We start from the raw sequence: 13,523 nt of genomic DNA, 5'->3' as shown, positions 1-13,523 counted from the left end.
CAACCAATATCCGCCTCGTGGCGACTGGATACGTATCTTGCCGGGCGCCGGTGCCAAAGGCGCAGACGCTGCCGGTTCGGTTCGGCTCGCGACTGTCACCGGCCTCATTCACGTGGCCGGCAACAACTCACGATCTAGCTCCGAAGCACTTTGCTTCGGAGCAAATCTGTGAGTGTCGAATCGGGCAGAACGGCCGCGTAGCAAACTTGTGAATGTGCGATTCACGGGGCAAATTTGTGAATATCGAAGGTAAACCTGCCCGCATTCACACTTTTGCTGCGAAGCACTGCCGGGCAGGGCCACCGTCATCGACAGCAGCACCTGTTCATGCCTCCAGCCTACTTCAGCCAGCAAGATTGGAACTAAATTCAGGACTTACCTGCGGGTTTTTGGAACTAAACTCGGTACAAAGTTGCGGCGCAGGGTTTCGCGGCTTTTAGCACCCAAAAAGTGCCAAATTTAGTTCCCCGCGCTACTGACGCTAGCATCAGCGACAAAGTGTGTGCTCAGGATGTGCAATTTTGAGCCCCGAGTAAAAGTACGTGCTCAGTGTGGCGGCCCAGGTAAACCATGTGCTGGCTGTGCAAACTGCTTGAGCGTACATACATTGTCTCCGGCGCACTCCACGGCAGTCGGACCGGAGCAGGAAACCGGACATTTCTATAAAGCTACTACAGATTCAGCGTTGATAATTTATATTATGTCAAATTAAGTTTCACTACCTCATCTACTGTCGTCGCCCGTATCGAGCCCGATACGGCTGCCCCCAAACGTTCCGCCTGCCGAACTGCTCACGTGGGTCGGCGTTCACGCGCCGCATTTTCTGTCGAGCCGGCGCAGCTTCGCGCTGTACGTCCGGGGATGGCACGTTTTCGACCGTGCTCGCGCGCTGGCGGTCGAGCCGCCGCGAATGTGGCGCTCAGGCCGGATGTTTGCGGGCAGTGACCCGCCGGCATACGTGCATGAGAAAACAGCGGCCTGAACTTCAGATGCCCAGAATACGGCAAATAACGTAGTTACAAAAACACCTTGCAGCGGTGTGTTTTTGTAACTACAATAACCATGTGAAGTTCATTTATGAGAACAACCCACGATCCAGCCAAAAGCAGAACCAACGAGGAGAAACACCGCGTTTCCCTAGCTCTCGCCGAAGAGATCGACTGGCCTTCCGTCTGGTGCACACCAGACGACCGGAAAGACTATGGCGAATTGCGCGAGATTGGCTACGCCGTGATCGACGCCCGCCTCTATTGCGTGGTGTTCACGCAGCGCGGTGAAACCTTCAGGGTTATCAGTCTGCGCAAAGCCAACAACCGGGAGATTGAACGTTATGAAAAAGCAACCCACATTGATCCGTAACACGCCAGAAGAAGAAGCGGCGATCAAGCGCGGCATCGCGGCCGACCCGGACACGTTCGAGCCGACCGATGAGCAGTTCGCGCAGATGAAGCGACGCGGCGGCCGTCCAAAGCTCGCACACCCCAAAGTCGCGGTCACCGTCCGGTACGACGCGGAAATCATCGAGCAATTCAGGGAAAGCGGCGAAGGTTGGCAAACACGCATGAACGATGCGCTGCGCGACTGGCTTAAGACTCACCGCGCGTAAATATCGGTGGCGCTCGATGCGGGACAGAGGGCGCTAATCGTCACGGTACAAATGTTCGTTGCTGACGTCGCATCTGCCCTGAACGACTGGCAACCGAAAAGCCAGCTTCGAGGACGCGCGGCCCATCTCAAGCCTCACAAGCCAGCCACAGTCGGCAAAGTCGGCCTGTTCTGCTGTCCAGATCGAGCGACGACATGACGCATCTATTAGCTACCCCAACATGCTAAGTTTGCCAATCGCTTTCCGCATGCCCTCGCCGGAAAAGCGTAAGGCAACCGTTCGTTGCAGTTGCCGCCCTCCCCGCGCATAGCTAACGCTCCATGCCATGTCGTCAGCACGCGTCGCCACACTCAATCGCTTAACCAAACGGACCGATACCGATGAACCGCAACCTCGCGACACTATTTCAACGCTGCATGGAGCACCGCCAGTGAAGTACGAAGGCACGCTTCGCAAGCGCATCAAGGAACGGCTCGAGCAAATAATAGAAACAGCCGAACTGATCGGCTTGCTGGTCACCGGAATCGGAACCGCGCTGGCAATGGGTCATCTGATCTGGACGATGGCGAACTCCGGCGACGTCACGCTGACGGACCTGCTGCTGATGTTTCTCTACCTCGAAGTGTTCGCCATGGTGGGGCAATACCTGAAGGCCGGGCAACTGCCCGTGCGCTTTCCGCTCTACATTGCGATGGTTTCGATCGCACGCGACGTTATCCTGCGCGCCGGCACGAATACCAATCTGCATCTCGTTGCATCAGCCGGCGCTATTGTGCTCATAGCTTTAGGGGTACTGCTGATTCGCTACGGTCAGTCGAAATATCCGAGTCATACCAACGAACGACCTGAGGATGGCGGCCACTGAGCGGAGGCCGTTGAACCTCGTCGCCCCCACGCCACCACAGATGCAGCCACGGCACAGGGTGTTTTCCGCCCTCGCGTCTCAAGCGCTGGGCAACCCCGGGATGCTCACACCAAACGTTTGAAGAATCAGAATAACGTTAAGCACCAGAATGACCACCGTTCCAAGAATCGCCGCCGCGCTAACCAGCCGGCTGGTGGCAAACGCGCCCATGATGTCGCGCCTGCGGGTAAAGATCACCAGCGCAATCATCGGCACGGGAAGCGCAAAACTCAGGACAACCTGGCTATAGACCAGCGCATCGGTGGCATTCACGCCTAACGCGACCACGACAAATGCCGGCGCCATGGTGACCATGCGGCGCAACCACACTGGAATGTGAAAGCCGACAAAACCCTGCATGATCATTTGTCCCGCCATCGTTCCCACCACCGAACTGGAAACGCCGGAGGCAAGCAGCGAAATGAGAAATACCGCAGCCGCACCGGCGCCGAGCAAAGGCGTCAGCATGTGATAGGCCGTTTCAATTTCCGCGATGTCGGGATGCCCCACGTGAAATGCAGCGGACGCCATCACGACCATCGCCATATTGACGAGACCCGCAACCGAGAGGGCAATAACCACCTCACGATTGGAGAACCGCAGCAGCTTGCGGCGACCCTCATCGGTCCGGGCGGGCGCGCGGTTCTGCGTCAGGCCCGAGTGCAGATAGATGGCGTGCGGCATGACGGTGGCGCCGAAAATGCCGACTGCGACTGTCACCGCCTCGCTCGAATGCAACGTTGGCACGAAGGTGCCGTGAGCGGCTGCCGCCCACGATACATGAACCATGAACAGCTCGACGAGATAGCACAGGGCAATCGCAGCAACGAGGCCCCCGATGATCAGCTCGATTGGTCGGAATCCCTGCTTTTCCGCCAGCAATATCGCGTAGGTGACCACCCCGGTCACCACCATGCCGTCGATCAACGGCAGATGGAACAGGAGCGACAGACCGATTGCCCCGCCAAGGAATTCCGCCAGATCCGTTGCCATCGCGGCAATTTCACTGACGCCCCACATTGCATAGACCACCGGCATCGGGAAATGCTCGCGGCACATCTCGGCGAGATTCCGGTTGGTCACGATACCGAGCCTCGCCGACAGCGCCTGGAACAGCATGGCAATGACGTTGGCCGCCATGACGACCCACAGCAGGGAATAGCCGTACTGCGCGCCTGCCTGAAGATTGGTGGCAAAGTTGCCTGGATCCATGTAGGCAATGGATGCCACGACGGCTGGGCCAGCAAATAAAAATAATCTGCTGAGGCCACCCGCCTTTCGACCGGCCAGCACTTCATTGATTGCACTTACGGTCCGATCCGTTATCCTTATTGAGGCCTGTCCACCGTTCATTATCAAATCCTTCGAGAAAATAATTTCATGTCTGGCTGCTCCCGACCACGGCGAGCGCGCATGGATTCAGATAAGCCTGAGGATATGACACCGGACCACCGGGCCGGAATGACCGCAAAGTGAACAAATATTTATCAATCGGACTAACGAAACGGATCGGATCGGCGCGGGACGCCCTCGAATCGCAGAAAGGTCGATGTAACCTGGGCAGTGTTGCGGCGGTCTCGTCAGTTAACGAAACCTTATCGAAACGATTCGAATTATTGAATGTTCTTTCCGGCGGATTCCCGGCAACATTGCCTTACGCAAAACGTTCTGGAAATGAATCATGTTGAGCAGAATCACTACCCTCCCCGTCGGTCATACGCCGAACATGCCCGTCCGATCCCTCGCCCGAATGGCGCTAGGGTTTGCGATTGTGCTCGGTGGATTCGCAGTGGCCGCCGTACATCTGGTTCAACTGCTCTCTGGCGGCTACTAGCCTGTTTGCATGCGCAGACTTGCGCACGTTCACGCGGAGGATATACCTTAACCACTCGGCTGCGTACCGGAACGTTCGCACGGTGGAAAACCATTTCGTACCCGGACAACGCCCCCAATCAACGTATCGCCAGAGAGGTTGGATCGATGTCCGAACACATGTCCGATGGTGCGCTTCGGCGAATGGCGTCAATGGTTGCGCTCGTGGTTGCACTGGGACTGGTCGTGATCAAGGTCTGGGCGTGGCTCACAACCGGCTCCATTTCATTGCTGACCTCTGCCGCGGATGGCCTCGTCGATGTCCTCGCCTCTACCGTCACCTTTGCCGGGGTGCGTTATGCGGCGCGCCCTGCCGACCGGGGGCATCGTTATGGGCACGGCAAGGCAGAGGCGGTCGCGGCCTTCGTCCAGGCGCTGCTGCTCGCGGCGGCAGCGGTTGGGCTCGGCGTCGAATCGGTTCAGCGTCTCCTGGTTCCTCAGTCTCTGAACCAGACGGGATTCGGCATCTGGGTGATCGTGGCAAGCACCTTGGCCGCGGCCGGACTTGTCGCTATGCAAACGCTCGTGGTCAGGCGCACCGGCTCAACCGCCATTGCCGCAGACCGGGCGCATTACGTGACGGATGTGGCGGTCAACCTTGCCGTGCTGGTTGCGCTGCTGCTCGAACGCTTTCTCGACTGGACCCGGGCCGACGCGCTCGGCGCACTGGCCATTTCCGCCTACATGCTGTGGAATGCGCGGGGCATGGCGGCAGAAGCGTTGCTCCAGTTGCTTGATCGTGAGCTGGATCTCGCCGAGCGGGCACGCGTCGAGGCTGCCGTGCTGGCATGCGACGGCGTGCAAGCCGTTCATGATATCCGGACGCGCAACGGCGGCGACCGGGTTTTTATCGAATTCCACGTGGAAGTCGACGGGGCGCTCACTGTCGCGACGGGTCACACCATCGCCGATCGTGCGGAAAAAACAGTACAACGCCTGTTCGAGGCTGCCGACGTGACGGCCCACCTGGAGCCTGCCGGCATCGACGACGAACGTCTCGACGACCTGGTCAGGTCAAACACACCCAAAGCCCACTAATCCCCGGAACCCTCCGCCTTCCCCTCGGAGCGCCACAGCGCCATCGCCTCAAAGACCCCGTCGCGTCTCACCAGCGCATGCAACAGCGCCGCCGCCAGATGAACCACAATCAGCGCAAAGAAGCACAGCGCAAGCGCCCTGTGTGCGTTCCACAGCAGCGTGTGCAAACAGTTGCTATGCGGCAGGAAGGACGGCAAGCGCATCCCGAACACCACGACGGGATAGTCCGCGGCCGACAGCATGCCCCAGCCGATCAGCGGCAGCCCGATCATCAACAGATAGAACGCCAGATGCGACAGACGAGCGGCGAGCTTCATCGGTTCGGGCATCGAGGCCGGCAGCGGCGGCGCGCCGCGCGTCAACCTCACCGCCAGGCGAATCAGCGCCAGCACGAGAATCGTGATGCCCAGCGGCTTGTGGATGGACACCAGCGAAAGATAATCCGGGCGAACGGTGGACACCATCCCGACGCCGATGAACAGCATCGCCAGAATGCAAACCGCCATGAGCCAGTGAAGCACGCGCTGCAGCGGTGTAAAGCGATTGCGGATCGGGCTCATGGCGTGTCTCCTCCGGCCGGATGGTGCGGATAGTCCTTATCCTCGGCGGTGCGCCGGTTGAACGATACGGAATAGGCGGCGGAGCGCGCGGCGGGAAACGGATCGTCCGAGACGTGCATGCCGGGCGGCAAGACGGTTGGATCGAAGTTGAGATCGCGACACGGCCCGTCAGCCTCGGGCTCGATGGCGCTGACCACCAGCGTCCCCGCCTCCACCTTGCGTCGATCTTCCGGCCAGGCTTTGCTGGGGTCGGCGGTCGGATCGCCGGGATTGGCGAGCGTGACGACCAGCGTCCATCGTTGCGGCGCGCTTTGCACCCGCTGGGTAATATCCGCGGCGAGGAAGTCGGCCCCCTTCGCCTTCAATTGATCCGGGGAGACGGCCTCGGGTTGCGCCGCCGGCACGTAGGACCAGCGTACGGCCTGGTCCTGTCCCGAGGCATTGGTGAAGATGAAGCTATTAAGGCTGTTGTAGCGCTCTTGCGCGTATGAGGCCGTCCACGGTGCGCTGCCGGCCCATGCGCCAAAATTGCCGAGTTCGGGATGCGCAGCAGCAAAATTCTTCATGGCGTCCGGGTCGCTCTTGTTGGCCGAGGCCTGCAGCAGTCCGTAGAAGGCCTGCGGTGTGGCGACCGGGAAGAAGGGTGCGTCGATCATCGCCGAGCGCCATTCGCTTCCATCCGGGGCGACGATGCGCAGACTGAGGCCCCTGACCCGAACCGTAGCGTCCGGCGCTTTGGGATCCTGCGTAGCGAGATTGAAACGGCCCGTGACCGGATACGAGCCAGGCGCGAACATCGGCGCCTTCGACAAGGCCGCACCCGCCCCATTCGATTCGAAGCTGCCGGTAAAGCAGATACCCTTCGAGTGGTTGCGCCGGAAGCCCAGCGCCGCGCCCCCTGGGGGCGCAAGCGCGTTGACGATCTTTGCCGGCGTCAGGCGCCCCGGCGAGAGCCAGCCGGCCGTAAAGGCGAAGGCGGCGACCAGCACGACCACCACGACTGCAATCAGCGCCAGCGAACGAACGGTGGATGGGTTGGAAGTCGGTCTGTCGGTCATCGATCTCTCCCGATGGCGAATGCCGGGAACACCTGCCGGCACAAGTGTAGAACGATCTGGTCAGGTTGCATGGAGCCGTTGCAGTCCAGACAATACACTCGAATTCGTCGGTTGTCCCCACTGCCCGCTTTGGCACGATCACGCTCGATCACGCTCGATCGTGCTTGCCTCGCAACCGGCCTGAGGCGCGGCAGGCTTCGCCCAGGGCCGGCGGCAGTGTGGAAGAGCATCGCACGGAAAGATCAGCCGGTATCCCCGCCCGCGACCGGCAGCACTGTGCCGGTGATATAGCTCGCCTCGTCCGAAGCGAGGAACAGAATGGGAGCGACCTGCTCGTCGATGCTGCCGTAGCGCTTGAGAAAGGTCGATTCGGTGACCTGCCTCACCGCCTCGCCCATCCAGACTTTTTCCTGCTCGCTGTCGCCGGCCGTATTGCGAGGCACGCGCCGCGCAGGCGCGTCGGTGCCGCCGGGTGCGGTCGCGACGACGCGGATGTTGTGCGCCGCGTATTCCATTGCCAGTGACTGCGTCATCGCGTTGACCCCGCCCTTGGCCGCCGAATACGGCACGCGACGAATCCCACGTGTGGCGTTCGATGAGATATTGACGATGGTTCCGCCGCCGCGCTTGAGCAGGTGCGGCAGCACCGCGTGGCACGCGTACAGCGTGGGCATCAGCGAGCGGCGAATTTCCGCATCGATCTGCGCCGGTTCGAACTCCGCGAACGGACGCATGCGAATCGCCCCACCCACGCCGTTCACCAGGATGTCGATACCGCCAAACTGCCGCACGGCAAACGCCATCGCCGATGCCGCGCCTTCATATGTTTCGAGGTCGGCAACGAACCCAACCGTGTCGGCTGTGCGAGTGGTGTGCGTGCCTTGCGCTTCGGCGGCAACTTCACAGACGAAGTCGGCGCGATCCACCAACAGCACCTTGCCGCCTTCGGCGGCCGCACGCAGCGCGACAGCACGACCAATGCCCTGCGCCGCGCCGGTGACGACCATGACCTTGCCGGCGAATCGTTGCGTGTTCATGCGGTCCTCGGCGAAGCGTTGGGCGTGAACTTCTCGTAGTGGAAGCTGTTGGGTTTCATGCCGTTGTCGTCGAAATACTGACGCACGGCATCGACCATCGGCGGCGGTCCGCACAGGTACACGTCGACATCACCATCATTCAAGGCCTCGGCTGGAATGTGCTGCGTCACCCAACCCTTGCGCGGATGCGCCGAATCCGCATCGGCGACGACCGTGGCGTAGCTGAAATTCGGCAGCTTCGCCGCGTACGCATCGAGGGCTTCCACCTGCACGAGATCAAGGTCTCGCGTCACGCCATAGATCAGATGAACCTTCTGCTGCGAAGCGACGCGCGCCAGCACTTCCAGCATCGCCAGAAACGGTGCCAGGCCCGTACCGCCCGCGAGGAACAGCAACGGCCGCTCCACGGCGCGCAGATAGAAACTCCCCAGCGGTCCGGTCAGTTCCACCCTGTTGCCGGGGCATGCGGATTCGAGCCAGGTGCTCATCACACCGCCGGGAATCTTCTTGATCAGAAAGCGGATTCTCGACTCACCCGGCGCCGATGAAAAGGAATACGAACGATGCTGCGCGCTGCCGGGAACATCGATGTTGACGTACTGACCCGGCAGGAACACCGGTGCCGCGGCCTCCACGTCGAGCTCGAGCACGACGGCTGCGTCGTTGTGCGGCTCGATCTTCGATACCGTCGCGGCGAACCTGCTCTGCTCCGTCTTGCACACATTGGACGAGGCCGGCACGGCAATCACACAGTCGCTTTGCGGCACCATCTGGCAGGTAAGGACGAGACCGCTGCTCTTCTCGTCGTCGCTGAGGGCGTCCTCGATATAGTCGTCTCCCAGATCGTAGCGACCGCTTTCGGCGCGGCACTTGCAGGTGCCGCACACGCCGTCGGAGCAATCCATTGGCAGGTTGATTCTGGCGCGAAAGGCGGCATCGAGCACCTTCTCGCCGGCCTTGCATTCGACGAAGCGGGTCACGCCGTCCTCGAAATTCAGTGCAATGGTGTAGCTGGACATGCTGTCTCCTTCCCTTCTCATCTCTTTCCGGCACTCGACCTCAAACGTGGTAGACGTCGAGCACCTGGCGGATGTAGTCGTTCTTCAGCACGATTCGCTTGCTGGCGATCAGCAGCCCGTCATTGACCTTTCTCAGGGTGACGAACATCGTGCCGAAGAAATGATCGGTGGTTTTGTAGCGGTGATTGAGCGTGTTGAAGTTGTAGCGCACGTCGACTTCATTGCCGCGTTCGGCCAGCACTTCCACATTCGTCACGTTGTGGCTGGTGCGCGGTTCAGGCATCGACGCCCCGCTACGCTCGGTCTTGATGCGAAACACGCGGTCTTCCAGGCCGCCACGGTCCGGGTAATACATCAGCGAGATCTGGCTCTCGTGATCATCGGTAAGCTGGTCGTCGTCATCCCACGCCGGCATCCAGTAGGTGACGTCTTCCGTATAGCAGGCCAGCCACTCGTCCCACTGACGGTCATCCAGCAGACGCGCTTCGCGGTACAGCGTGGCGCAGATTGTCGGGTAGTCGAAGCTCATGCCGAGACTCCCTCTTGTTCTTTTTTCAACGCCTCGCGCATCACGTGCAGCCAGTATTCGTGCTGGCACACAAAGAGGCCCTCGTCCTCGCTCCGCTCGCCGGAGATCAGCGGCCTGAGGCCCATGCTCTTCGCGTTTGCGTCCGGGCCGTCGACCCACAACGGCGCGCCGCGCGAAAGGTCGTTCCACAACGCGGCGGTACCGGCATAACCGGCCTGACACGCGCGGAACTCTTCCAGGTCGTCGGCGGTACCCATTCCCGTGACGTTGAAGAAATCCTCATACTGGCGGATACGCGTGGCGCGGTCGGCGGCGCTCTCACCCTTTGGCGCAAAACAGAAGATGGTGACTTCGGTCTGGTCTACGGAGAGCGGACGCACCACACGAATCTGGGTGCTGAACTGGTCCATCAGAAACACGTTCGGATACAGGCACAGGTTTCGCGTCTGGTTGACGATGAATTTCGCCTTTGCTTCGCCGACGCGTGCGCCGATTTCTTCGCGGTACTGATAAACCGGACGCACTTCCGGGTTCATCGTGTTGGTCCACAGCAGGATGTGGCCGTGTTCGAACCCATACACGCCGGCTACCGACCGGCTCCAGCCATTCGCATCCACCGCCTTGGTGCCGTCGACCTTGCGCCGGTCCATCGTCGCAGCGTAGTTCCAGTGCACGGTGCTAACGTGGTAGCCGTCGCAACCGTTCTCCATCTGCATCTTCCAGTTGCCGTCGTAGATGTACGAGGAGTTGCCGCGCAACACTTCGAGCCCATCCGGCGCCTGGTCGACAATCTGGTCGATGATGACCCGGGTCTCGCCGAGGTAGTCCTCCAAGGGCAGCACATCGGCGTTGAGGCTGCCGAACAGGAAGCCACGATAGCTCTGAAAACGCGCGACCTTTTTCAGGTCATGCGAGCCGTTGGTGTTGAATTGCACCGGATATTCGGTGGTTTTCGCATCCTTCACTTTCAGCAGCTTGCCGGTATTGGAGAAACTCCAGCCGTGGAACGGACAGGTGAAGCTGCCTTTGTTGCCGTGCTTTCGCCTGCACAGCATCGCCCCTTTGTGCGCGCAGGCGTTGATGACCGCGTGCAGCTCACCGCCCTTGTCGCGGGTGACCACTACGGGCTGGCGGCCGATCCACGTGGTGTAGTAATCGTTGGGGTTGGGAATCTGGCTTTCGTGCGCCAGGTAGACCCAATTGCTCTCGAAGATGTGTTTCATCTCGAGCTCGAATAAATCGGCGTGGGTGAAGATGTCGCGGCGGCAACGGAATACACCGCTCTGCCTGTCGTCCTGAACGGCGGTGTGCAGCAGTTCATCCAGTTGCCTGGCTTTGTCGGTAGTGGCGGCCATGTGTGCGCTCCGTATGCCGGGGTTAACCCTTGATTCAGCATCCGCCATTCATGCCTGAAAGGTATAATTCGGTGCTGAAACATCGTGTGAAGGCAGAATAATGGACGTCAAAACGGCCCGTCCAACACCGATTTAGTATTGGTCTATATCCTGGAGGTATTGAGATGGAGTTGCGACATCTTCGCTATTTCGTCGCGGTGGCCGAGGAACGCAATTTCACGCGCGCGGCGCAGCGATTGCACATGGCTCAGCCCCCTCTGAGCCGCCAGATACAACAGCTCGAAGAAACGCTTGGCGTGCAGCTATTCGAGCGCAACTCGCGCCCGTTGAAGCTGACGGAGACGGGCAAGTTCTTCTATTCGCATGCCGTGCAGTTGCTGGCTCAGACGGCCGAACTCGAATCTATGACGAGGCGCGTGGGCAATATCGAGCGCAGTCTCTCCGTCGGGTTTGTGGGCTCGACGCTATACGGCATGCTGCCCAAAATCATCCGCCGCTTCCGCGACGAGAACACCACGGTCGAACTCAGCCTCCACGAGATGTCGACAATGGACCAGATCCGCGCGTTGAAGGATGGCCGGATCGATGTCGGGTTTGGCCGGATTCGACTCGAAGACGCGAGCATCCGCCGGGTGATTCTTCGCGAGGAGAAGATGATCGTTGCCCTTCCGGAGGGCCATCCGCTCTCGCTCGCCAAGCCGGTCCTGGCGCTTGGCGATCTGGTCAACGAGACGCTGATCATTTTCCCGAAGGCGCCAAGACCCAGTTACGCGGACCAGGTGCTTGCGGCGTTCCAGGACCGTGCGCTCAAGCCGCGGCGGATCTATGAGGTGCGAGAGCTGCAGATTGCGCTAGGGCTCGTCGCAGCGGGAGAAGGCATTGCTGTCGTACCGAGCAGCGTGTACGGCCTGAAGCGCGACGATGTGAGCTACAAGGAGCTGGACGATCCCACACTGGTATCGCCCATCATCATGAGCATGCGTGCGCTCGACGAGTCGCGCGATATCCGGGAGATGCTTGAACTGATCTACCGGCTGTACGAGGAAGCACAGATACCCCATGTACCTCGTATCGCCACGTCCTGAAGGCAAGGAGCCAGGACAAGGGCGCGGCTCGAAGGGATGGAGACGGTCCCCGTCGCAGCCGGCAACCGGCTGAAAAAAATTGCTCCTCGCTGTAACCAGGGCTTCGTCATCGACGAATTAACGGTTGTATCCACCACGGGTACCTTCCATTCCAACCCTGGAGAAATTCCATGTCCGCAAAGACCACCGTCAGTTCCACGCTGCTCGCCGGCGTCGTCGCCAGCCTGCTCGCTTCGGTCGCTCACGCCGCGCCGCTCACGCCGGCCGAAGCGAGCGCCGCCGTCGCCGCTCACAAGGAGAAGTGCTATGGCGTCGCCCTCAAAGGGCAGAACGACTGCGCCGCCGGTCCCGGCACGACCTGCCAGGGAACGTCCGCGACGGACTTCCAGGGTAACTCGTGGAAGTTCGTCCAGGGCGGCACCTGCACGAGCATCGAAGTGCCGGGCGGTGGCCATGGCTCGCTCACTCCGCTGAAGTCCTGATCCCAGCAACGACGCAAGCAAGGGTGCGGCCATGAACGATATCCCCAGCATCACCGCGGTGGGCGAGTCGGGCCGTCACCATGGCGTCATGCGTGGTGCTCAGGGGCCGGCCGGCACCAGTTTCAAGCACGAACACCTGGCCGCGATTCTCGCGGACGGACTGAAGGATGGCTTCTTCGAGGTTCACGCTGAAAACTATATGGGCGCCGGCGGCCCGCCGCACCGGGCACTGACGGCCATCCGCGAGCACTATCCGCTTTCCCTCCACGGTGTATGCATGTCGATCGGCGGGCCTGACGTACTGGACGTCGCGCATCTGGCGCGCTTTCGCGAGCTGGTGATTCGCTACGAGCCCATGCTGGTGTCCGAGCACCTGGCGTGGTCGTCGCACGGCGGCCAGTTCTTCAACGATCTCCTGCCTTTGCCGTACACGCAAGCCACGCTCGAACAGGTGTGCGAGCACATCGATCAGGTCCAGGATGCGATCAAACGCCCTCTCCTGCTTGAGAATCCGTCGACCTATGTCGCTTTCGCGTCCTCGACCCTGAGCGAAGCCGAATTTATCCGCATGGTCGTTCAACGAACCGGCTGCGGTCTGTTGCTGGACGTCAATAACGTGTTTGTTTCGGCAAGCAATCATGGTTTTTCCGCCGCAGCGTATCTTGATGCATTGCCGCTTGAAGCGGTGGGTGAAATACACCTCGCGGGACATAGCGAACAACACGACGACGAAAACGAACCGCTGCTGATCGATAGCCACGACTGCGCCATTTCCAGTTCCGTCTGGGACCTCTATCGGGATGTCGTTTCGCGCATTGGCGCGAAGCCGACGCTGGTCGAGTGGGACAGCAACCTTCCCAGTTGGCCGGTGTTGCGCGCTCAGGCGCTGTCGGCGCGGCACATCATGTCTCCTGGCTGAGCTCAAGCGAACCGGACTGTCAAAACCGGTACCCAATCCCCACGAACCCGATCCATGGA

14 protein-coding genes are annotated in these 13,523 nt (G+C 60.5%); 7 read left to right on the top strand and 7 right to left on the bottom strand.

What is annotated here, in order from left to right; all coding sequences use genetic code 11:
* Positions 1–1,077: 1,077 nt before the first annotated feature.
* From BUS12_RS09055 to BUS12_RS09045, 3 genes are all read left to right on the top strand, one after another.
* Positions 1,078–1,359: a BrnT family toxin gene (locus BUS12_RS09055; RefSeq protein WP_074295383.1), complete on the top strand. Its 282-nt coding sequence runs from the start codon at positions 1,078–1,080 to the stop codon at positions 1,357–1,359.
* Entirely contained in the window at positions 1,331–1,606 is a 276-nt protein-coding gene (locus BUS12_RS09050; RefSeq protein ID WP_074295382.1) for a BrnA antitoxin family protein, read from the top strand. The genes BUS12_RS09055 and BUS12_RS09050 overlap by 29 nt, the downstream gene beginning before the upstream one ends.
* 325 nt (positions 1,607–1,931) lie before the next feature.
* Entirely contained in the window at positions 1,932–2,471 is a 540-nt protein-coding gene (locus BUS12_RS09045; protein ID WP_171991618.1) for a phosphate-starvation-inducible protein PsiE, read from the top strand.
* A gap of 78 nt (positions 2,472–2,549) precedes the next feature.
* Here BUS12_RS09045 and BUS12_RS09040 read toward each other — a convergent pair whose 3' ends face one another.
* The gene (locus BUS12_RS09040) at positions 2,550–3,863 is read right to left on the bottom strand and encodes an Nramp family divalent metal transporter (RefSeq protein WP_074295380.1); all 1,314 of its coding nucleotides are present in this window, start codon (positions 3,861–3,863) and stop codon (positions 2,550–2,552) included.
* A gap of 627 nt (positions 3,864–4,490) precedes the next feature.
* Between BUS12_RS09040 and BUS12_RS09035 the strand changes: the two genes are divergently transcribed.
* Positions 4,491–5,420, top strand: coding sequence for a cation diffusion facilitator family transporter (locus BUS12_RS09035; protein WP_074295379.1), 930 nt, complete (start codon positions 4,491–4,493; stop codon positions 5,418–5,420).
* Here BUS12_RS09035 and BUS12_RS09030 read toward each other — a convergent pair.
* The 6 genes from BUS12_RS09030 to BUS12_RS09005 form a co-directional block, all read right to left on the bottom strand.
* Positions 5,417–5,980 carry a cytochrome b gene (locus tag BUS12_RS09030; protein WP_074295378.1) on the bottom strand — a complete coding sequence of 188 codons (564 nt, stop codon included), beginning with the start codon at positions 5,978–5,980 and terminating at the stop codon, positions 5,417–5,419. The genes BUS12_RS09035 and BUS12_RS09030 overlap by 4 nt on opposite strands.
* Positions 5,977–7,038, bottom strand: coding sequence for a catalase family peroxidase (locus BUS12_RS09025; protein ID WP_074295377.1), 1,062 nt, complete (start codon positions 7,036–7,038; stop codon positions 5,977–5,979). The genes BUS12_RS09030 and BUS12_RS09025 overlap by 4 nt, the downstream gene beginning before the upstream one ends.
* Positions 7,039–7,280: 242 nt before the next feature.
* On the bottom strand, positions 7,281–8,075 hold the full coding sequence (gene benD / locus BUS12_RS09020; protein ID WP_074295376.1) for a benzoate diol dehydrogenase BenD: 795 nt from the start codon (positions 8,073–8,075) through the stop codon (positions 7,281–7,283).
* Entirely contained in the window at positions 8,072–9,094 is a 1,023-nt protein-coding gene (gene benC / locus BUS12_RS09015; protein ID WP_074295375.1) for a benzoate 1,2-dioxygenase electron transfer component BenC, read from the bottom strand. Before benC ends, benD begins: the two co-directional genes overlap by 4 nt.
* A gap of 40 nt (positions 9,095–9,134) precedes the next feature.
* The gene (gene benB / locus BUS12_RS09010) at positions 9,135–9,623 is read right to left on the bottom strand and encodes a benzoate 1,2-dioxygenase small subunit (RefSeq protein ID WP_074295374.1); all 489 of its coding nucleotides are present in this window, start codon (positions 9,621–9,623) and stop codon (positions 9,135–9,137) included.
* Positions 9,620–10,978, bottom strand: a complete 1,359-nt coding sequence (locus BUS12_RS09005) for a Rieske 2Fe-2S domain-containing protein (RefSeq protein ID WP_074295373.1) — start codon at positions 10,976–10,978, stop codon at positions 9,620–9,622. Before BUS12_RS09005 ends, benB begins: the two co-directional genes overlap by 4 nt.
* A gap of 164 nt (positions 10,979–11,142) precedes the next feature.
* On the opposite strand from BUS12_RS09005, the gene BUS12_RS09000 reads away from it, so the two are divergent.
* The 3 genes from BUS12_RS09000 to bufB all read left to right on the top strand — a co-directional run bounded on the left by BUS12_RS09000 (position 11,143) and on the right by bufB (position 13,464).
* Complete coding sequence (locus tag BUS12_RS09000) at positions 11,143–12,063, top strand: LysR family transcriptional regulator (protein WP_074295372.1); 921 nt, start codon at positions 11,143–11,145, stop codon at positions 12,061–12,063.
* A gap of 170 nt (positions 12,064–12,233) precedes the next feature.
* The gene (locus BUS12_RS08995) at positions 12,234–12,545 is read left to right on the top strand and encodes a BufA1 family periplasmic bufferin-type metallophore (RefSeq protein WP_074295371.1); all 312 of its coding nucleotides are present in this window, start codon (positions 12,234–12,236) and stop codon (positions 12,543–12,545) included.
* 88 nt (positions 12,546–12,633) lie between these two features.
* Positions 12,634–13,464, top strand: coding sequence for an MNIO family bufferin maturase (bufB, locus tag BUS12_RS08990; RefSeq protein WP_074297296.1), 831 nt, complete (start codon positions 12,634–12,636; stop codon positions 13,462–13,464).
* Positions 13,465–13,523: the final 59 nt, after the last annotated feature.

The organism is Paraburkholderia phenazinium, from assembly GCF_900142845.1.
GTDB lineage: Bacteria > Pseudomonadota > Gammaproteobacteria > Burkholderiales > Burkholderiaceae > Paraburkholderia > Paraburkholderia phenazinium_A.
This window is presented reverse-complemented; position numbering and strand designations above follow the sequence as displayed.